The 20,520-nt window shown below is 60.5% G+C and carries 20 protein-coding genes and 1 riboswitch; of the genes, 6 read left to right on the plus strand and 14 right to left on the minus strand.

The window, feature by feature from the left end; all coding sequences use genetic code 11:
• Positions 1-41: 41 nt before the first annotated feature.
• On the minus strand, positions 42-518 hold the full coding sequence (locus EM858_RS03520; protein ID WP_127755827.1) for a BA14K family protein: 477 nt from the start codon (positions 516-518) through the stop codon (positions 42-44).
• 179 nt (positions 519-697) lie between these two features.
• Here EM858_RS03520 and EM858_RS03525 point away from each other — a divergent pair, with 179 nt between their 5' ends.
• Positions 698-1,408 carry a GntR family transcriptional regulator gene (locus EM858_RS03525; protein ID WP_003519916.1) on the plus strand — a complete coding sequence of 237 codons (711 nt, stop codon included), beginning with the start codon at positions 698-700 and terminating at the stop codon, positions 1,406-1,408.
• Positions 1,409-1,453: 45 nt separating this feature from the next.
• Here EM858_RS03525 and EM858_RS03530 read toward each other — a convergent pair whose 3' ends face one another.
• Positions 1,454-2,710 (minus strand): D-amino acid dehydrogenase, encoded by a 1,257-nt coding sequence (locus tag EM858_RS03530; protein ID WP_127755828.1) that lies wholly within the window; start codon positions 2,708-2,710, stop codon positions 1,454-1,456.
• 7 nt (positions 2,711-2,717) lie between these two features.
• Positions 2,718-3,884, minus strand: coding sequence for an alanine racemase (alr, locus tag EM858_RS03535; protein WP_080819129.1), 1,167 nt, complete (start codon positions 3,882-3,884; stop codon positions 2,718-2,720).
• A 127-nt stretch (positions 3,885-4,011) separates the two neighbouring features.
• On the opposite strand from alr, the gene EM858_RS03540 reads away from it, so the two are divergent.
• Positions 4,012-4,470, plus strand: coding sequence for an Lrp/AsnC family transcriptional regulator (locus EM858_RS03540; protein WP_003500727.1), 459 nt, complete (start codon positions 4,012-4,014; stop codon positions 4,468-4,470).
• A gap of 222 nt (positions 4,471-4,692) precedes the next feature.
• Here EM858_RS03540 and thiD read toward each other — a convergent pair whose 3' ends face one another.
• From thiD to EM858_RS03570, 5 genes are read right to left on the minus strand one after another with little or no spacing between them, the layout of a single operon-like run.
• Positions 4,693-5,490, minus strand: a complete 798-nt coding sequence (gene thiD, locus EM858_RS03550; protein ID WP_127755829.1) for a bifunctional hydroxymethylpyrimidine kinase/phosphomethylpyrimidine kinase — start codon at positions 5,488-5,490, stop codon at positions 4,693-4,695.
• Entirely contained in the window at positions 5,487-6,149 is a 663-nt protein-coding gene (gene thiE / locus EM858_RS03555; RefSeq protein ID WP_127755830.1) for a thiamine phosphate synthase, read from the minus strand. The genes thiD and thiE overlap by 4 nt, the downstream gene beginning before the upstream one ends.
• Positions 6,136-6,876, minus strand: coding sequence for a hydroxyethylthiazole kinase (locus tag EM858_RS03560; RefSeq protein WP_127755831.1), 741 nt, complete (start codon positions 6,874-6,876; stop codon positions 6,136-6,138). The genes thiE and EM858_RS03560 overlap by 14 nt, the downstream gene beginning before the upstream one ends.
• Positions 6,873-7,823 carry an ABC transporter substrate-binding protein gene (locus EM858_RS03565; protein WP_164865291.1) on the minus strand — a complete coding sequence of 317 codons (951 nt, stop codon included), beginning with the start codon at positions 7,821-7,823 and terminating at the stop codon, positions 6,873-6,875. Before EM858_RS03565 ends, EM858_RS03560 begins: the two co-directional genes overlap by 4 nt.
• Complete coding sequence (locus tag EM858_RS03570) at positions 7,820-8,605, minus strand: ABC transporter permease (RefSeq protein WP_080819125.1); 786 nt, start codon at positions 8,603-8,605, stop codon at positions 7,820-7,822. The genes EM858_RS03565 and EM858_RS03570 overlap by 4 nt, the downstream gene beginning before the upstream one ends.
• Before the next feature lie 124 nt (positions 8,606-8,729).
• A riboswitch (TPP riboswitch) is annotated at positions 8,730-8,832 on the minus strand.
• Between the two features lie 219 nt (positions 8,833-9,051).
• On the opposite strand from EM858_RS03570, the gene EM858_RS03575 reads away from it, so the two are divergent.
• A complete protein-coding gene (locus tag EM858_RS03575) occupies positions 9,052-10,341 on the plus strand; it encodes a pilus assembly protein TadG-related protein (RefSeq protein WP_065117629.1) in 1,290 nt (429 codons plus the stop codon).
• A 22-nt stretch (positions 10,342-10,363) separates the two neighbouring features.
• Here the strand turns inward: EM858_RS03575 and EM858_RS03580 are convergent, their stop codons facing one another.
• The 6 genes from EM858_RS03580 to EM858_RS03605 form a co-directional block, all read right to left on the minus strand.
• Positions 10,364-12,358, minus strand: a complete 1,995-nt coding sequence (locus EM858_RS03580; RefSeq protein ID WP_127755832.1) for an alpha-glucosidase — start codon at positions 12,356-12,358, stop codon at positions 10,364-10,366.
• 11 nt (positions 12,359-12,369) lie between these two features.
• On the minus strand, positions 12,370-13,224 hold the full coding sequence (locus EM858_RS03585) for a carbohydrate ABC transporter permease (protein WP_127755833.1): 855 nt from the start codon (positions 13,222-13,224) through the stop codon (positions 12,370-12,372).
• A 4-nt stretch (positions 13,225-13,228) separates the two neighbouring features.
• Entirely contained in the window at positions 13,229-14,140 is a 912-nt protein-coding gene (locus tag EM858_RS03590) for a sugar ABC transporter permease (RefSeq protein ID WP_003519885.1), read from the minus strand.
• 174 nt (positions 14,141-14,314) lie between these two features.
• Positions 14,315-15,595, minus strand: coding sequence for an ABC transporter substrate-binding protein (locus tag EM858_RS03595; protein ID WP_127755834.1), 1,281 nt, complete (start codon positions 15,593-15,595; stop codon positions 14,315-14,317).
• A 49-nt stretch (positions 15,596-15,644) separates the two neighbouring features.
• A complete protein-coding gene (gene ugpC, locus EM858_RS03600; RefSeq protein ID WP_080819122.1) occupies positions 15,645-16,721 on the minus strand; it encodes a sn-glycerol-3-phosphate ABC transporter ATP-binding protein UgpC in 1,077 nt (358 codons plus the stop codon).
• Positions 16,722-17,056: 335 nt separating this feature from the next.
• The gene (locus EM858_RS03605; RefSeq protein WP_065655620.1) at positions 17,057-17,761 is read right to left on the minus strand and encodes a GntR family transcriptional regulator; all 705 of its coding nucleotides are present in this window, start codon (positions 17,759-17,761) and stop codon (positions 17,057-17,059) included.
• Positions 17,762-17,861: 100 nt separating this feature from the next.
• Between EM858_RS03605 and EM858_RS03610 the strand changes: the two genes are divergently transcribed.
• The 3 genes from EM858_RS03610 to EM858_RS03620 are packed head-to-tail and all read left to right on the plus strand — an operon-like array spanning position 17,862 to position 20,436.
• Complete coding sequence (locus EM858_RS03610) at positions 17,862-19,019, plus strand: LLM class flavin-dependent oxidoreductase (RefSeq protein WP_127755835.1); 1,158 nt, start codon at positions 17,862-17,864, stop codon at positions 19,017-19,019.
• Complete coding sequence (locus EM858_RS03615; RefSeq protein WP_127755836.1) at positions 19,019-19,912, plus strand: aldo/keto reductase family oxidoreductase; 894 nt, start codon at positions 19,019-19,021, stop codon at positions 19,910-19,912. The genes EM858_RS03610 and EM858_RS03615 overlap by 1 nt, the downstream gene beginning before the upstream one ends.
• Positions 19,912-20,436 (plus strand): flavin reductase family protein, encoded by a 525-nt coding sequence (locus EM858_RS03620; RefSeq protein WP_003519878.1) that lies wholly within the window; start codon positions 19,912-19,914, stop codon positions 20,434-20,436. Before EM858_RS03615 ends, EM858_RS03620 begins: the two co-directional genes overlap by 1 nt.
• Positions 20,437-20,520 lie beyond the last annotated feature (84 nt).

Here is a 20,520-nt window from a genome sequence, read left to right on the forward strand (position 1 = left end):
CCTGACAATAACGGTAATAACCGTGTTGAAGGTCTTCCCGATCAACCCGCGACGCAGAAATGACGCTGGCCGTCATAATCCGTATAGGTGCCGGTGCGGGTGTTGAAGCTGCGGTAACGCTGCGAGCAATAATCGTACCAGGCGTTGGTCCAGGGCTCGATGGTGCGATAGGTACGGCGCTGGTTGTAGACCGGGCGGCTGTCGTAAACCGGCTGGGCACGATAGACCGGTGCCGGGCGGTAAACCGGCTGCGGTGCTGCGCGGTAATAACGGTAATCCGGCTCTTCATAAACATAGCTCGGCTCGTCGACATAAACGCGCTCATCGTAGGCTGGTGCCGGACGCGACATTGCGGAGCCGACGGCGACACCGGCGGCAAGGCCGAGCACGCCACCCAGAATGGCAGCATCGCGACGGTCGCGGCGGTCCCAGTCGCCGGCGGATGCGCTGCTCAAGGGAACAATGGCGGCGGCGGCGACAGCGATTGTCAGAACTGTTTTAGCTGCAAAGGACGACATGGTGTGTTCTTCCATACAGGTGGCAGGGCGCTGCCAGTTGCAAATTCGATGGTTAAGGAAATACAGCCGGGCTGCTGAACGGGCGCTGAATGAATTGTGGCAGACCGGCGGCGACCCGCAATTCCTGTTTGCGCGCGACGCACTTCGCGCTAGAACTCAAGAACAAACAGGACGCACCGATGAGCCTTTCCCAGATAACCGTCAATTCCGACACCTCGCATGAAGACCGTGCCCAGGCCATTCGCGATACGCTGCGTGACGCCATTGTCGACCGGCGGCTGGCGCCGGGAACCAAACTGTCGGAATCGGAAGTGGGAACGCTGTTCGATGTCAGCCGCACGGTGGTGCGCGCCGCACTTCAGATGCTGGCCTATGAGGGATTGGTGAAGGCCGAACGCAACCGGGGCGCCTTCGTTTCCAATCCCACACCGGATGAAGCGCGGCAGGTGTTCGCTTCGCGCCGGTTGATCGAACCCGGCGTCGTGGATGCCGCAATCGAAAAAATCACGCCTGCGGCGGTGAAGCGGCTGCGTGAGCATCTGGTGCAGGAAAGCCGCCACCAGCATGAGCGCGGCCCGAGTGCCAGACGCGCGGAAATCAAGGCATCGGGCGATTTCCACCTGATGCTGGCCTCGCTTGCCGGCAATGCCATTCTGGAAAAATTCATGGACGAGCTGGTCGCCCGCTCGTCGCTGGTCATTGCGCTTTACGGGCGCTCGGGTGTTTCAAGCTGTGGCCATAATGATCACGCCGATCTCCTGGACGCGCTTGAGGCGAAAGATACGGCAAAGGCGCGTGCGCTGATGTTGCAGCACCTCGACCACATCGAGGCCGATCTTGATCTGCGCATGATGGAAGGTCTGGCGCTGAAGGATGCTCTGGCGCTTTGATCGACCGCCATCCCGTCTTGTGGGACGGGGATGGCGGGTTACGTGTCAGGCGGCGTAACGGCTGATCGCCAGATCGTGCGTGTCGATCTCCGGCTTGTTGCCGCTGATGAGATCGGCGAGCACCCGGGCGGAGCCGCAGGACATCGTCCAGCCAAGCGTGCCGTGGCCGGTGTTGAGATATAGATTGCTGTAGCGCGTGGCGCCGATGACAGGCGTGCCATCCGGCGTCATCGGGCGCAGGCCGCACCAGAATTTCGCCTGGGTCTGGTCGCCCGCGCCGCCGAACAGGTCTTCCACAGAGTGGGCCAGCGTTTCCTGGCGAGCGGCCGGCAAATCCTTGCTGAAACCGGCGATTTCCGCCATGCCGCCGGCGCGAATGCGTGAGCCGAGCCGGGTAATCGCCACCTTGAACGTTTCGTCCATGACCGTGGAAACGGGTGCGCGCTCCTCTTTCACGATCGGAACCGTGATGGAGTAACCCTTGACCGGGTAAACCGGCAGGGTAAGGCCAAGCTGGCGCACGAACTGCGGCGAATAGCTGCCCAGTGCCGCCACGAAAATATCGGCCTCCACCAGCCCGCGGGTGGTCTCCACAGCCTTGACGCGCCCTGCCTCGACGATGGGGCGCATGATGCCGGTATCGTAGAGGAAGGTGACGCCCGCCTCTTCCGCCATACGGGCAAGTTCGCTGGTGAACATGAAGCAATCGCCGGTTTCATCGCCCGGCAGGCGCAGGCCGCCGACGATCTTCTCCTTCGAAGGAGAAAGACCGGGTTCGATGGCGGCGCAGCCGTCGCGGTCGAGAATCTCGAAAGGCACGCCGCCTGCCGTCAGCACGTCGACATCCTTGCCGATGGCATCGAACTGCTTCTGGGTGCGGAATACCTCCAGCGTGCCCTGCATGCGCTGGTCATATTCGATGCCGGTTTCTTCACGAAGCGCCATCAGGCAATCGCGGCTATATTCGGCAACGCGCACCATGCGGCTCTTGTTGATGGCGTAACGCGCCGAGGTGCAGTTGCGCAGCATCTGGCTCATCCAGCGCCATGCGGCCGGATCGGCCGTCGGGCGGATGATCAGCGGCGCGTGTTTCATGAACAGCCATTTCATCGCCTTGACCGGAATGCCGGGCGCAGCCCATGGCGACGAATAGCCGGGGGAAACTTCACCCGCATTGGCGAAGCTGGTTTCCAGTGCCGCGGCCGGCTGGCGGTCGATCACCGTCACCTTGTGCCCGGCTTTGGCCAGATACCAGGCGGATGTCACGCCGACGACGCCGGCTCCGAGGATAGTGACGTTCATGATCGTCTCACTTGTGATTGACTGATGTTGAAGCGGCTGCCGGGGTTTCTCCCGGCTGAATATAAAGGCGTCGATAGCGGCGTCCGAGGCCGGTCAGGATTTCATAGGCGATCGTGTCCGCATCCTCGGCGATGTCTTCCAGCGTCTGCTCAGGCCCGATCATCTGCACAAGGCTGCCCTGGGTCAATGTTCCCTCGGGCAGGGCGGATATGTCGAGAATGATGCTGTCCATCGAAACGCGTCCCGCAATCGGCAGGCGCACGCCGTTATACCACGCTGCGCCGCGATTGCTGAGCGAACGCGGCAGGCCGTCAGCGTAACCGGCGGCGATGGTTGCCAGACGCGTGGGCCCGGCCGCTTCGAAGGAGCCGCCGTAACCGACCAGCGAACGGGCGGGCACAGTGCGGGTCTGGATGACGGCGAGATCGAGGCGAACGACCGGCTTCATAGGGTTGGGGCGTGCGACGGAGGGCGCGCCGCCATAAAGCGCGATGCCGGGGCGCAGCAGGTGGTTGTGGTAATCATTGCCCAGAAAGATGCCGCCGGAATTCGAAAAGCAGACCGGCGCTTCAGAAAAGGCAATGGCGGCTTTGCGCATCACCGCAAGCTGCGCGGCATTGGAGGCATGCTCCGGTTCATCGGCGCAGGCGAGGTGGCTCATGACGAAGGCGATGTCGATGCCATCCAGCAATTGCGGCCGGGAGGCGAGGATTTCGAGTTCTTCGGGGGAGAGGCCGAGACGGCACATGCCGGTATCGATCTGCACGGCGGCGGTGAGCGCCTTGCCAAGCTTTTTGGCGTGGGCCGACCATTGGGCAATCTGCTCCAGCGAATTCAGAACCGGGGTAACGGCCATGGCAGCGCAGGAGGTCTCGTTGCCGGGCTGAAGACCGTTGAGAACAAAGATCCGCGCTTCTGCCGAAAGCCGCAGTCGCAACGCTAGCGCTTCATCGATATGGGCGACGAAGAAATTGCGGCAACCCGCGTCGAACAGGACCTGCGAGACGATATCCGCGCCGAGACCGTATGCATCGGCCTTGACGACCGATGCCGTCTGCGACGCGGGCGCCATGGCCGCAAGGGTCAGATAATTGTCGCGCAATGCGCCGAGATCGATGGTCAGATGACCGCTTGCACCACCGGCGGCCTGCTGGCGGCTGATCTGCATGTCCATGGTCGTTCACCCTCATTTTTATCCCATGAGGATATTGCAACGATTGTCGAATTTCTTGGCGATTGTTCGAAGAAAATGCGATAGAGTTCACAATGGCGCAATTTTCTTTTGCTGATTGGAATCTTCTATGTCGTCACTCGATGCGACCGACCGCCACATCATCCGCCTGCTTCGGCTCAATGCCCGCATCAGCAATGCGAAACTCGCAGCAGAAGTCGGGCTTTCCGCATCCGCGTGCCTTCGCCGGGTCGATATTCTCGAGCGGGAAGGGATTATCCGCGGATATACGGCGCTGACCAGCGGCCTTGCCGGCGGCGAGGTGATTTCGGTTATCGTGCAGATCACGCTGGATCGGCAGACGGAGGATTTTCTCAACCGTTTTGAAAATGCGGTGCGGCGCTATCCGGAGATCCGCGAATGTTATCTGATGACGGGCGGTTCGGATTATTTTCTGCGCTGCGAGGCGGAAAGTGCTGGCGACTTCGAGCGGATTCACAAGGAAATTCTGTCTAAGCTGCCGGGGGTTTCGCGCATTCATTCGAGTTTTGCGATCCGGAATGTGTTGGCGACGCCGAAGGCGCGGTAGCGTCGGAGTTCGCGGGGACCCCCCTCTGTCCTGCCGGACATCTCCCCCTCAAGGGGGGAGATCAGATGGGGCGACCGCTCGTTCCCTCGCAACCGTCTCACTATCAATAGCCTGGCTTACTGGAATGAGGTGAGCGGGCCACTTGTCGATCTCCCCCCTTGAGGGGGAGATGTCCGGCAGGACAGAGGGGGGGGGTAAACCCCAAACTCCGCCCTCTCATCGCTAACCCCACCACCGATAAAAATGATGCACCGGCCCCCGCCCATGCCCGATGGCAAGGCCCCGCCCGGCATCGAGTGCCCCATTCAGATACTCCTTCGCAAGCCCAACCGCCTCCCGCAACTCACGACCCCTCGCCAGATGAGCGGTAATCGCCGCCGCCAATGTGCAGCCGGTGCCGTGGTCGTTTTTCGTCTCGACCCTCGGCGCGGAGAGCGCCTGCGTGGCGCCATCCGCAAACAGGTAATCTGTGCTCTCAGGCCCATCGTCATGGCCGCCCTTGATAAGCACGGCTTTCGCTCCCGCTTTCAGGATCAACTCAGCCTGGCGGGCGATCTCCGTCTCCGTCTTCGCCATCGAAGTCCCGGTCAGCAGCGCCGCTTCCGGCAGGTTCGGCGTAACGATGGTCGCGAGCGGCAGCAAGTCGCGCCGCAATGTCTCGATGGCGTCTTCATGCAGCAAACGGTCGCCGGAGGTCGCGACCATGACCGGGTCCAGCACCACCGGCTGCGATTGCCGCCGAAGCCGTTCCGCGATCGCGGCGATGGTTTCGATCCGCGAGACCATGCCGATCTTCACCGCATTGACGGCGAGATCGGAGAATACCGCATCCATCTGCGCGACGATGGTGGCGACCGAAATATCCTCCACCGCCGTCACGCCCTTGGTGTTCTGGGCGGTTATGGCGGTGATGACGCTGGCGGCATAGGCGCCGAGCGCGGAGAAGGTCTTGATATCCGCCTGAATACCCGCGCCGCCGCCGCTGTCGGAGCCGGCAATGGTCAATGCAATGGCTGTCATGGCTGTCTCGCTTTCAGCGCCGCGTCAATCCTGGAGCGGAAGTCCTTGGTCGCGCTGGCAATATCGCCCGCGCGGAAAATGGCGGAAATGACCGCCACACCATCCGCGCCGGCGGCAATGACGGGTGGCACGCGGGCAAGATCGATGCCGGCGATAGCGCCGACCGGCATATCCGGTTTCCACTCCTTCAGCAGGGCGCGCAGCGTGGCAAAACCGTCGATACCGACCGGCTTGTCCGGATTGACCTTGGAAACGGTTTCGAACACGCCGCCGATGCAGGCGTAGTCGACGGGCATCGAGGCTGCCCGTTCGGCATCGGGGCGGTGCTTGACGGTGAGGCCGATGATCGCCTTTTCGCCGAGAATACGCCTTGCGGTTTTAGCGTCCATGTCGTCGGCGCCGAGATGCACCCCATCCGCGCCCGAGGCGAGCGCCACATCCACCCGATCGTTGATGACCAGCGGCACGCCGGTGCCGGCGATGGCCTCGTGAATGGCGCGGGCGTTTTCGATCATCTCGCGCGTCGAGCCGTGCTTGTCGCGATATTGCAGAATGGTCGCGCCGTTCAGTGCGGCCGCCAGAGCAAGCTCCTGCAGCGGCGCAACGTCACTGAGGCTCGCATCAACCAGCGCGTTGAGGCGGTAATCAACCTTGTTCATGCTCTATCCTCGCGTGATTTGTGATGTCCTCGCCGGAAATTTCGGAAAGCGCATCCAGAAACGCCGGTTCGAAGGTGCCGGGGCCTCTGGCGTGTTTTGCTGCGAGTTCGGCGGAAACGCCGGTGACGGCAAGGGCGGAGGCCGCCGCAGTCAGGGCGTCCTTTTCCACTGCCATGAAGGCGGCGATGACGCCGCCCGAAAGGCACCCTGTTCCCGTCACCTTCGCCATCCACGGATGACCGTTGACGATCCTGATGCTGCGGGCGGCATCGCGCAGATGATCGACCGGCCCGGTCTCAATCCGGACAGCATCCGGCACATCGCCGATCAGGCTCATTTCGGCGCGATTGCCGCGCACGATGGTGGGGGAAAGGGCGATTAGTTCGCGCGTGAATTCCAGCCGTGACGGCGAATAATCGCAATGCACGGGGTCGACGATCCACGGCTTGCCGGATGCATTGGCGATTTCGATCGCCAGCCGGATGACCTTTCGCCGCTCGGCATCCAGCGTGCCGAGATTGACGGTCAGCGCATCCGCCTTGGTGACAAAACTCTCGATCTCCTCGAGCGAGGTGGTCATGGAGGGAATGCCGCCGACGACGGTGATGCCGTCTGCGGTGAATTTCTGCACCACGGTGTTCATCAGGCAATGCACGCGCGGGCGCGTCTGCCGCACGCGCTCCAGAATCTCGGCGGCCTTTGCCGCTGTCGGAAAAGTCGTCGTCATGGCTGCTGCAGCTCCACGGCGATGTCGTCCGCCGCCGGCGCCTGCTTGATCAGCTGCATCTCCCGCATGAAAGCGCCAAAACGGGCATAGCGGGTGCGATCAAGTGCGGCCGGGCGCTTGGCGAAACGCGGCAGCGTATCGAAGAAGGCCTGCTTGTTCAGCGCATCGTCAAGGTTCGGATAGGCCTTGATGAAAAGCTGCCAGGATTCCTGCGGATTATTGGTGATGAAGATCGCGGCCTGTTCCACGGCGGAGAGGAAACGCGGCAGGCGGTTGTCTTTTGCGAGATCGCGGTGCGTGACGAAGATCAGCTCGTCATAGGCCGGCACGCCGTGTTCCTCCGGGAAGAAAGAGCGGCCTTCATGTCCCTCCAGCTTCATCTGCGTCAGCTCGAAATTGCGGAAGCCGCCCAGCGTGGCATCCACCTTGCCGGCGATCAGCGACGGCGAGAGCGAGAAATTGACGTTGATGAGTTCGATATCATCCTTCGTCAGACCGTCCTTTTCCAGCATGCGCTTCAGCATCGCATCCTCGAAGCCGGAAACGGAAAAGCCGACCTTCTTGCCTTTAAGGTCCTTCAGGCTTTTGATCGGACCATCGGCCAGAACGGTGACAGTGTTGAGCGGGGTCTCGACCAGCGTGCCGAAACGCACGAGCGGCAGGCCGGCATCGTGATCGAGGTAGAGGTTCGGTTGGTAGTGCACGCCGATATCGGCCTGTTTGGCCGAGACGAGACGCGGCACGGCGGAGGGGTCTGCGGGCGGAACCAGTTCCACTTCGAGCCCGGCCTCGGCAAACAGGCCGCGTTCTTTCGCGATTACCATCGGCGCATGATCGGGGTTCACGAACCACTCGAGCAACACGGTCAGCTTGTCTGCCGCATGCGATTGCATGGGTGAAAGTACGCTTGCTGCCGCGACGACGAGGGAAAGAAGAGTTCGTTTCATGGTGCCGAAAGTCTCCGTAAAGATCTGAAAGGAATGGTGTGTTCTGTTTCCTTGGCCCAGGGGGCCAGATTGGCGGTCGCCCGGTCGACGATGAGCCGCAGCAGCACCGCCATGACGGCGAGAATGGCCATGGCGGCAAACATGGTGTCGGTCTGCATGCGGGCATTGGACTGGATCATCACAAACCCGAGCCCGGCCGATGCGCCCACCCATTCGCCGATGACGGCGCCGAGTGGGGCGAGCGGCGCGGCAACCCTGAGACCGGAAATGAGCGAGGGCAACGCCAGCGGCACGCGCAACCGGGTGAGGATCTGCCAGTGGCTCGCCTCAGTCAGCGAGGCGGCGTCGAGGATGGCGCGATCCGTGCGGTTGAGGCCGTCCGTGAAAGCGGAGGCAACGGGGAAGAAGATGATGATCGCCGTCATGACCACTTTCGAAGCCATGCCGAAACCGAACCAGAGGACGAGGATGGGGGCGAGCACGAAGACCGGAAAGGCCTGCAACACCAGAACCATGGGCCAGACGAGGCGGCCGAGGCGCGGGATGGCGGCAATCGTGAAAGCGACGAGAATACCGGCGGCGATGCCTGCCGCGAGCCCGAGCGCCATTTCACCGAGCGTTACCAGTGCCTGCCCGAACAGGAAGCCGGGCTGACGCCAGAAAGCGCCGGCAACATCGGCGGGCGACGGCAGGATATAGCGGGGCGGCGAAAACAGCCACGTTCCCGCCTGCCAGAAGACCAGCAGAAGACCGACACCGTTCAGCGCATGGGTGGCACGCATGAGCCGGACCTCAGACGCAGACGCACCGTGTGCGAAGGGCGGAAGGTTTCAGCATCATCATTCGTCTCCAGATGTGACAATCTCGGAGATCAGGCAAAGCGGAGAAGAGAAAGGGCAGCGCCTACTAGCGCGACAGTTCCGTTCCTACGCCGGCATGACCCGGATCAGGTTCAAGGGTCCGGCTCATCGCCATCTCAGCACCGTTCGGTGCTCCCCTCGGAAGAGTTTGTTTTGTAGGTCAAGTTTCATAAATGTCAACGTCCCACCAGCGATCCGTCGTCAGGCGCGATCTTGAATGCCCGAACGGCCTCGCGCTGGTGCGCACCTCCCATTGGCGTATTAGTTATTGAGGAAATTAGATTTATCGAAAATTAGTTATCTCTTGAAACTGCCTTTCAATATTGTTCGGCTAACTTTCGCTCCGGGGAAAAGTTCCGGGGGCGAATTTGAAGAACATCTGGCAGGATAAATCGGGAAATTTCGGCATTCTCAGCGCCCTGTTGATGGTGCCGTTGATTGGGGCGGCCGGCGTGGCCCTTGATATAACGCGTGGCATGGCCGTCAAATCGGACCTGCAGATGGCGGCGGATGCCGCGGCGCTTGCGGTGGTCGCCGATACGTCATCGAGCGTTCACAAGGCAAAGGAAATGTCGGGCGACGGTGTCATTTCGCTTGGCACTGATGAAGCCTCCGCATTCTTTGAAAGCAATGAGCGGGCCAATCCCGACTACAAGCTCCTGTCTCTTGACGTGTCGGTGATCAAGCAGGGTAATGCCATCGAATCCTCGGTCAATTTCACGGCATCCGTCGGCACGACGCTTTCACGGATACTCGGAGAGGATCTCATCACCGTTTCGGGCAAGGCGACCGCCAAATACGAGACGGAAACATTCAGCGACTTCTATGTCCTTCTGGATAACACCCCCTCGATGGGCGTTGGCGCGACGCCAACCGACGTTGCCACCATGGTTGCGAATACGAGCGACAAATGTGCTTTCGCCTGTCACATCGTGAAAGACGGGGTGGTGGATAAGAACAGCTATTACTACAAGGCCAAAAGCCTCGGGGTCACAACGCGCATCAATGTGGTGGCGCAGGCCACGGCAAGCCTGATGGATACCGCAAAGTCCATGCGCAAAAGCAGCAATCAATATCGTATGGCGGTTTACTCCTTCGGAGAGAAAGCGGAAGATACGAAGCTGCTCGAAGTCGTGTCGTTGACATCTGATCTGGCGATCGCGAAGAAAAAAGCCGCTGAAGTCGACCTGATGTCGATCCCCAAGCAGGGGTTCAACAACGACCAGCAGACCGATTTCGACCGGGCACTGACCCAGATTGGCGACAGGATCGGCAGTTCGGGCACCGGTGCAAGTTCAGCCAGCCCCGAAAAGATCATCTTCTTCGTTTCGGACGGTGTCGGCGATAGCTACAAGCCATCCGCCTGCACCAAAAAAACCACCAGCGGCCGCTGTCAGGAGCCGATCGATATCAAATATTGCACGAAGCTGAAGGAGAAGGGTTTTCGGATCGCCGTGCTTTATACCACCTATCTGCCGCTGCCGACCAATGACTGGTATAATAGCTGGATCAAACCCTTTCAGCCGGAAATCGGCGCACGCATGCAGCAATGCGCTTCGCCGGGCCTGTTCTTCGAAGTCAGCCCGTCGCAGGGCATCAGTGATGCGATGACCGCCCTTTTCAAAAAGGCCATCACATCACCCCGACTGACTGGGTGATGGCAGCGACGAACCCACTAGTTCAAACAATGGTGCGAAGCTGTTCAAACAGCGAACGATGGCTGCTATCGGCACGATAGAACACCGCCGGCTCGCCGAGCGGCGCTTCGACGGTGACGTCCTGTCCGCCGGGATAATGCGTGCCGCTCCACAGGTGCACCCATTCACCATCGCCCGGAAGATAGAGCGAGCGTTGTGTTTCACCTGCTTTCCAGACGGGTGCGACAAGCATGTCCGCCCCGTAGAGATAGCAGTCCTGAATGGCATAGGTCTGCCGGTCATTCTCGTAGTGCAGGAAGAGCGGACGCTGCACCGGCAGACCCGTCCTGGCCGCTTCCGCCGAGAGCGATTTCAGATAGGGGGCAAGTGCGACATAGATGGATGTCATGCGGGCGAAATGGGCAAGAACCGCCTCATCCTGATCGATCTGGAGATTGTCGCGCGGCCGGTTGCCCTCATGGGTACGCATGACCGGCGTGAAGGCGGCCATTTCCGTCCAGCGCATGATGAGCTCTGCGGTTCTGACATTGCCGAACAGGCTGGTGTAACCGCCAATATCGGAATGGTGATAGGCATTGCCCATGAGGCCGGAGGAGAGCGCCCCGCAGATGACGGTGACCAGGCCATCGTGACGGGAGAAGTCAACCGATTGGTCGCCGCCCCAGATGAGGGGGCAATGGGCCTGCACGCCGGTGAAGCCGGCGCGCATGAAGAACAGCGCTTCGCCGGTCTTGCCGCGGCTTTCGACGGCTTTGGCGTTCACCTCGGCCCAGAGCGTTGGCCAGGCATTGTGCATCAGCTTGGCGTCGACACCATTGGAAAGCGTGATGTCGATCGGTAGATATTCGCCGAAATCGGCCATCCAGCCGGAGAGGCCGAAATCGAGCATGTTCCTGCCGATGATCTCCTCGGCAAACCAGTCGGCGGCGGCCGGATTGGTGAAATCGACCACGCCGCAATCGAACTCGCCGAAATCCACCAGCGCCGTCTTGCCCTCGGCGTCGGTGGCGAAATAACCGGCTTTTTCGGCAACCGGGAAAAGCGGACCATCGACGCAGAGATAGGGGTTTACATAACCCAGGAAGCGGATGCCCTGATCGGCAAGCTCGGCGATCTTCTGACGCAGATGCGGATAACGCATATCATTCGCCTGCCAGTCCCAGAACAGGCGCGCGCCGAATGACGTCTGGCGAAGACCCACCCAGTCTTCGCACCAGAGGCCGGACACCTTCGTTCCGGCAGCGCGGATTTTCTCCAGTCTGGCGAAGGAGTTGACGCCATCCTTTAACCCGATGATCGCGCCGCCATAGATCCATTCCGGCAGTTCTGGCTGACGTCCGAACCGCAGCGACAGGGCGGAAACGATATCGGCAAAATGATCGCCGGCGAAGAATTCGATCTTTTCGGGAATGGCCCAGATTTCGATCTCATGGAAATCGCCGTTGCGGAAATCGAAGACCGAATAGGCGCTTGTCTCCACATGGAGGGCGTATCTGCGCGACGACAGGTAAGTCGGCTGCGGATAGTTGGTATTGTAATAATCACCGCCCGCCTTGCCGCTAACATCGGACTTGAAGGTGATTTCGGTGGTCTTGTCGCGGCCGACCCCCGGCTCGGAAGTCCAGAGCGGGAAACGCCGGCCGCGCATGTCGAAATAGGACATCTGTTCGCCGCCGCCCCAGACATGCTCATCCGTTTCCGCAACGACGCGCAGCCAGAGGCGGTTGACGGTGTCATCCAGCGCCGTTAGCCGCATCGCGTTGCCGTCGAGTGTCAGGCGAAGGCGCGGTGCCTGTCCCGGCGCGGATGAGAGCGTGATGCTGTCGCCGTTGACCTCGGCGTGGCGCAGGGCGGTTCGCTCAATGACATAGTCTTCGATATCGAAATTGCCGCGATACATGTCCATTCGCTCCTTGCCGAAACCGGCGAAGAAGGCCGGGTTTTGGGGAGAATGGGAAAGTATGATGCGGTTGCCGATCGTGAGCGCGAAGCCGTCTTTGGTCGTTTCGAAATGCATGACTTTACCTTTTAGCCCTTGAGACCGCCGGCGGTGAGGCCGGAGACGACCCGCTCCTGGAAGATGACGATCAGGATGGCGACCGGCACGATACCCACCACAAGCGCCGCCGAAATGACCGGCCAGGGGAAGGCGAATTCACCCTGATAAAGCTGGATGCCGACGGGCAGGGTGCGGAGGGTCGGATTGGAATTGAAGGAAAGCGCCAGCAGGAATTCATCCCAGGCATTAACGAAGGCGAGAATGCCGGCGGTGAAGACGCCCGGTGCGCAGAGCGGCACCACCACCTTGAACAGCGCGCCGATGCGGGTGCAGCCATCGATCATGGCGGCGTTTTCGAGATCGCGAGGAATGCTTTCGAAGAAGGAGACCAGCATAAGCGTGCAGACCGGCAGTGAAAGCACCGTGTAGGGCAGGATTAGCGCCGTCCAGCTGTTGAGCAGGTTCAAGGCACGCATGATTTCGAACAGAGGCACCAGCAGCGTCACCAGCGGGAAGGTGGAAACGGCGATGATGAGCGAGAGGATCAGCGCCCGGTATTTGAGGTTGAGCCGCGCCAGCGCGTAAGCCGCCAGCACCGAAATCAGGATGGTGAGTGCGGTCGAAAGCAGCGCCACCATGAAGCTGTTGAACAGGAAGAGGTGCAGCGGCTGATCGGAAAAGGCCTGCATGTAGTTGGCCAGCGTCGGCGCGTGCGGAAACCAGGTGATCGGCTTCGCCGTCAGTTCCGCTTCCGTCTTCAGCGAGGTGAAGAGGATCCAGATTGCCGGAAACAGGCCGTTGACCAGAAGGATGGAGGCCGCGATGAAGCGCAGAGGCTTGCCGGAGAAGAACGAGGACAGACCGGAATTTGCAACGGTGCTCATGGGATCAGTCCTTCGTCCTGATGATGCGGAGATAAACGGCGGTGACGCACATGGAGAGCGCAAACATCATGACAGCGAGCGCCGAACCGTAGCCGAGATCGAGGAAGGAAACGGTGTTCTGGTGAATGTACATGGCAAGCGTCGTGGTGGATGTGCCGGGGCCGCCGCCGGTCATCATATAAGGAATATCAAAGGTCTGAAGCGCTGTGATCGTGCGGAAGATGAGGGCGACGACGATCGAGGGCTTGAGAAGCGGCAGGGTGATTTCGAAGAACTGCCGGATTTTACCGGCGCCATCCACATCCGCCGCCTCGTAGAGCGAGCGCGGAATGGTCTGCAGGCCGGCAAGGATCATCAGCGCCATGAAAGAGGATGTCTTCCAGATGATGGTCAGGCAGATGGCCGCAAACGCCCAGTTGGGGGAGTTGAACCAGATGACGCCTTCAAAGCCCAGCCGGTTCAGCACATCATTGACCACGCCATACTCGTAATGGAAGAACCACGCAAAGATCAGGCCGGCAAAGGAGAGCGGCAGCGCCCAAGGGATGAGCAGCGACAGGCGCATCGGCCATTGCATGGAAAAGGGCAGGTTGGCGAGCAGCGCGAGGCCAAGGCCCATGAACAGCGCGCCGGGCACGGTAATCAGCGTTATCAGAACCGTGTTCCAGGTCGTTTCCCAGAAGATCGGGTCATCGAACATCGCCGTGTAGTTTTCAAAGCCGATGAATTCCGCCGGCAGGCCCGATGTCAGCGACAGGCTGAAAAACGAGGTATAAACAAGCCGCGCCACCGGATAGACGATGATCAGCGACAGAAGAATGGCAGCAGGCGCCAGCAGAAGCACGGCAAGCGACCGGTCGCCGAGATCGAGCCACCGCGTCCAGCGCGGCAGCTGCTTTTCGTCCACCCGGACCATGGTTCTTTCCGGCATTGTCACACCTGCCACTCCCGCAACTGGATTCACGTCATCGTCTCCCGATCGGACCGGTTCATATCCGGCCCGTTTATCGCACCGCCCGGGCGCGTTTATTCCTGTCCGTCGAAGCAGCCGGAAAGGGCATGAAACCACGCCGCTTTCCGGCCTTGAAGCTTAGCGCAACACGCGCCGCAGACGGCTTTCCATCTGCTTTGCGCCGTCCTCCGGCGTCATGACGCCGGCAAGTACGCCGTTGACGGTGGTGCGGATCGTCTCGCTGACCTCGTTGTAACGCGGCGTCACGGGACGGGCCTTGGCGGTTTCAACCACGGGCAGGGCATCGGCGAACCACGGGATTGCCTTGGTCACGTCGGCATCCTTGTAAAGCGCGGCATAGGTCGGCAGCAGCGTGGCGTTGATGGCCATGAACTTCGACACATCCTGACCGGAGAGATATTCCACCAGCTTCTTGGCTTCATCCTGCTGCTTGGAATAGGCGGAAACGCCGAATTCCCAGCCGCCGAGGCAGGTTGTCTGCTCGCCGCCCTTGACGGCCGGCAGGCGGGCGACGCCAACCTTGTCGTTCACCTGCGATTCCTTGCCCTGGAAATGCGTCCAGGCGTAGGACCAGTTGACGGCGAAGAGAACCTTGCCGGCCTGGAATTCCTTGCGGGTGTCGTCGGTCGCGACTTCGGAAATATTCTTCTTGGAAATGCCTTCATCGACAAAGCTCTTCCAGAGCTTCAGCGAATCCACGGCTGCCTGATTATCGAAGTTCAGCTTGCCGTTTTCGACCAGCGACTTGCCTTCGCTCCAATAGGGCAGGAGGAAGGTGCAGACCGCGCCTTCGATCGCCTTGCCCTGGAAGGACAGGCCCTGAAGCTCGGGGTTCTTTTCACCCTCCATCACCTTCTTGGATGCTTCCTTCAGCTCGTCCCAGGTGGTTGGCGGCTGAATGCCATATTTGTCCAGCAGGTCCTTGCGGTAATAAAGGAACATGGAGTCGGCGAAGGCGGGCAATGCCACGATCTTGCCGTCCACGGTGTTGGCTTCGGCATAGGTCGGCAGATAGGCGGACATGTCCTTGCCGGAGAAATCGCTGGTCCAGCCGGCGGTGGCGAATTGCGCGGGGCGGATAACGTCGAGCATCAGCACGTCGAGGCTGGAATCCTTCGCCGACATCACGGTGTTGAGATATTGCGCCTGCATTTCCGAGGTATTGCCGCCTGTCTCGATGACAACCTTCACGCCCGGCGTCTTCGCCTCATATTGATCGAGCGCCTTGCGCCAGACGTCCGGCTGATGCTGGCTGGAAACGAAGATTTTCAGTTCGGCGTCGGCAAAGGCCTGTCCCGAAAAGGCGAGCATGGTCGCGCAGAGCGCTGCACCCATGAGGGCTTTGCCCCCGACAGCTTTGCCCCCGATAGCTTTGCCCTCGATAGCTTTGAATGTCATGTGTTCCTCCCGTTATTAAACCCTGGCCGCAGCGTTTTTCGCCCGGCGATCAGTGAATCGAGCGCTCCGTCGCGGCGTCGAAAAGATGGACCTTGGACGGATCGACGCCGATCTTCAGTTCCTCATTCGGCGCTGGCCGCAGATGCGGCGGCATGCGTGCGGTCAGCGCCGCATCGCCAAGGCTGAAATGGACGAGCGTGTCCGAGCCCAGCGGCTCCACCACCTGCACCTTGACCGCAAGCTGCGTGTCGAAGCCCTCGGCGGGGCCGAAATGTTCCGGACGAATGCCGACGATGACTTCACGCCCTTCGAGCCCCGTTTCGCGGGACGGCCGGATGGCTGCCATCGGCAGGGAATTGCCGTCCGAAAATGCCAGCCGGTCGCCGCTCACCTTGGCGCGGGCGAAATTCATCGCCGGAGCGCCGACGAAACCGCCGACGAAGACGCTTTCCGGACGGTTATAGACCTCGTCCGGCGTGCCGACCTGCTCGATATCGCCGCCACGCAGGATAACGATGCGGTCTGCCAGCGTCATGGCCTCCACCTGATCATGGGTAACGTAGATGATGGTCGTGCCGAGCTGCTGGTGCAGCCGCTTGATTTCCGTGCGCACCTGTCCGCGCAGCTTGGCGTCGAGGTTGGAAAGTGGCTCATCGAACAGAAACACCTGCGGGCGGCGCACGATGGCGCGGCCCATGGCCACACGCTGGCGCTGGCCGCCGGAAAGCTGGCCGGGCCGCCGGTCGAGAAGGTGCTCGATGCCAAGCATCTTCGCCGCCTCGTCGATGCTGGCATTGGCCTGCGATGCGCTGACACCGCGCACCTTCAGGCTGAAACCCATGTTTTCACGCACGGTCTTGTGCGGATAAAGCGCATAATCCTGAAACACCATGGCGATGTCACGCTCACGCGGCGGCAGCCGGTTGACGACGCGGTCGCCGATCTTCACCTCGCCGCCGGTAATGCTTTCAAGCCCCGCGACCATGCGCAGCGTCGTCGATTTGCCGCAGCCGGAAGGGCCGACGAACACGACGAATTCGCCATCGTTGATTTCAAGGTCTATGCCCTTGACGATGCGAAGCGCACCGTAACTCTTGTCCAGCTTGCGCAGGCTGACCGAAGCCATATTTTCCTCCTCACGACCGGCGCGTCCAGAATTCGGATGGACGCCATTGCCGGTATCAACCTTCAAGTTCCACGCATCGCATCGTTGAAAATCGATCCCGATTGTCTGGCGATATCGTGGGATGGCGAAACGCCTGTCTCCCTGAGGACGTGATATTACCTTTCAAAAAAAGGAAATCAATAGTGTATCAATTTTATTTCTGACAGAAATCAAAAACTATTAAGTCATTGATTTAAAGAAATATAGTCGCAAAGCAGCCTGTAGGGCAGGCCGCTGCTTGCTTGCCTCCCGTCAAATTTCTCCATCCATCTGGATCACGCGAATTTTGCGCGGTCTCAACGTATGCGTGAAACGTATCGCGCAACGGTATGATCGAACCAGGTCCATGAAACTTCGGCCACTGCACCATCCTGCGCCTGGCTGAGACGCAACACCCGCGGCACCAGCGCGCCTGATTTCTGCCCGAATACCTCGGGTGTCCATTCCGGTACTTCGCCGAGATCGATGCGATCCTCCGCCTTCGATATCCAGAGGTTGAGGCGGGTGCGGTAATAGAGATAGAGAGATTCCGACATGTTCTCGATGGCGATGGTATCGACGTAAGAGCCGTCCAGCCAGATTTCTTCGATGGCCGCCGGTTTGCCGGCAATGCGCCGCAGGCGACGAATCCTGTGTCCTTCGGTCGATGTGCCGAAGGCGGGCAGGTCGGCGGGCTTGGCAAGGCGCGCCACATCCAGAACCTCCGCCGTCGGCAGGCCGCCGCCCTCGATCAGTTCAAGCCGGAAGAACGCGTAAACGCTTTGCGGATCGCTGACGGCGCGAATGTAATTGCCCGAACCCTGCACGCGCTCCAGCAGGCCGCGTTCCTGCAATTCGGCGAGTGACTTGCGAAGCGTGCCGACGGCAATGCCGAGATCGGCCGCCATATCGCGCTCCGGCGCCAGTTTTTCGCCGTCGATCAGCCGGCCCGCCGCCACTTCGCGCACCAGCATTTCCGCGATCTGCATATACATTGGCAGGCTGCCGCCAGTGTGTTTCATATGCCGTTTCCTCCCCCGAAACAAAAATTGATACATCATTGATTTACATATTTCTTGATGTTATGCAAGAAAAACGAGAGCGGCCCTGAGGAGGAATTGCATGACCGTCGTACCCGTTACATCCGCTGATCTCGATGCTGCCGAGGTCTCCTGGTTTTCCGCTTTGTGTTCCGATGACTACGCCTATCTTGGCGTGCCGGATGGCAGCCTGCGTTCCAGTTTCGAGCATTGCTCCGATATCGTCAAAAAGGCCGAAGAACTCGGCTTCCGCAACATTCTCTGCCCCTCTTCCTATCAGGTGGGGCAGGATACGCTGAGCTTCGTCGCCGGCTGTGCGCCGATCAGCGACCGCATCAATTTTCTTGCTGCCATCCGCTGCGGCGAGATGCAGCCGATCATGCTGGCGCGTACGGTGGCGACGCTCGACCACATGCTGAAGGGCCGCCTGACGCTCAACGTCATCAGCTCCGATTTTCCCGGAGAAGTGGCCGATAGCGCGTTTCGCTACAAGCGCAGCCACGAGGTCGTTGAGATCCTGCGTCAGGCCTGGACGCGCGACACCATCGACCATGACGGTGAAATCTACCAGTTCAAGGGCGTCTCCACCGAGCCGGCAAGACCCTATCAGCAGAATGGCGGACCGCTCCTTTATTTCGGTGGTTACTCGCCGGATGCGCTGGAACTCTGCGGCGCGCAATGTGACGTCTATCTGATGTGGCCTGAGACGAAGGACCAGCTTGCAGACCGCATGCGTGCCGCAAATGAGCGCGCCGCTGCCCATGGCCGCACGCTGGATTACGGCCTGCGCGTCCACATGGTGGTGCGCGATACCGAACAGGAAGCCCGCGAATATGCCGAACATCTTGTCTCGAAGCTCGATGACGAATATGGGCAACTGATCCGCAACCGCGCGCATGACAGCGGCTCGCTCGGCGTGTCGCATCAGGCGCGTGCCCGCGAGCTCGCCGACAAGTTCGGTTATGTCGAGCCCAATCTGTGGACCGGCATCGGTCGGGCGCGCTCCGGCTGCGGCGCGGCTCTCGTCGGTTCGACGGATCAGGTTCTGTCGACGCTGGAGGAATACCAGAAGATGGGCATTCGCGCCTTCATTCTTTCCGGCTATCCGCATATTGATGAGGCGGAACACTTCGGCACCAAGGTTCTGCCGCAGATGAAAACCTGCTCCCTGCCGCATGCTTACGGCCGGGTACCTTCTGAAACGCCTGCCACGCCGCTCGGCAACGGGGAACGCCACTGATGGAACGCATCGCTCTTTCCGACAAACTCGAACTCAGCCGCATCGTCTACGGCATGTGGCGCATCGGCGACGATGCCGATACCTCGCCCGCCCATGTGCAGGCCAAGATCGAGGCTTGCCTCGCGCAGGGCATCACGACCATGGATCAGGCCGATATTTACGGCGGATACACGGCGGAAGCCATTCTGGGTGCCGGCCTGAAAGCCGCTCCGGGGCTGCGCGACAGAATAGAAATCGTCACCAAATGCGGCATCGTTGCACCCGCCGGACGTCACGCCGCCGCCCGCGTCAAACATTACGACACGACGGCCGGCCACATCAACGCCTCGGTCGAGGCGTCGCTTCGCGACATGGGGACGGATCACGTCGACCTGCTGCTCATTCACCGTCCCGATCCGTTGATCGATGCGGAAGAAACCGGCAAGGCGCTCGATGCGCTGGTGGCATCCGGCAAGGTCAAGGCCGTCGGCGTCTCCAACTTCCGTCCGTGGGATTTCTCCCTGCTGCAATCGGCGATGAGCAACCGGCTCGTGACCAACCAGATCGAGATGAGCCTTCTCGCGACGGATTGTTTTACCAATGGCGATCTCGCTTTCCTGCAGGAAAAGCGCATCTCGCCAATGGCATGGTCGCCGCTCGGCGGCGGCTCGCTGTTCTCCGGTGCTCATGGCGGCACAATGGCCGCCCTGCAGCGCATCGGCAAGGAGCAGGGCGTTGATGCGACGGCTGTTGCGATTGCCTGGCTGCTGCGCCATCCGGCAAAGATCGTGCCGGTGCTCGGCACCAACAATATCGAGCGTATCAGAACGGCGGCCGATGCGCTTCGCGTGACGATGGACCGCCAGACGTGGTTCGAACTCTACACCCTTGCGATTGGAAAAGAGGTGCCGTGATGACAGTGGCAGAGGCGATCAAAATGCCCAATGAGCATGTATTCGTTCCCGGCGGCGAAAACAGCCGCAGCTTCCGCAATGCGCTCGGCGCTTTCACGACAGGCGTAACGGTGGTGACCGCCACGACGCCGGAAGGGCCGATCGGCATGACGGTCAACAGTTTTGCGTCCGTGTCGCTCGATCCGCCGCTGGTCCTCTGGTCGCCGGCCAAAAGCTCGTCGCGTTATCAGGCTTTCAGCGGTGCCACCCATTTCGCCATCCATGTGCTGAGCGCCGATCAGGATGTGCTGAGTGCCCGCTTCACCCGCAACGGCCGCGCTTTCGACGATCTCGACTGGGAAATGAATGACGAGGGCGTTCCCGTCATTCCCGGCACGCTTGCCCGTTTCGAATGCCGGCAGGCGGCGTCCCACGATGCGGGCGACCACACCATCATCGTTGGCGAGGTGCTGCGCGCCGCCCATCGCGACGGGGACCCGTTGTGCTTTTCGGGCGGAGCCTTTGGCCGATTTTCGCGGCAATAGGAAAATTCGATAGTATTTTATCGAGTGCTTGAAAAGCATATTCTTGTTTAAATATTTCAATTGTTTTACGGAGAACGCCCGGCG

It is taken from the genome of Agrobacterium sp. CNPSo 2736, from assembly GCF_004005385.1.
GTDB lineage: Bacteria > Pseudomonadota > Alphaproteobacteria > Rhizobiales > Rhizobiaceae > Agrobacterium > Agrobacterium leguminum.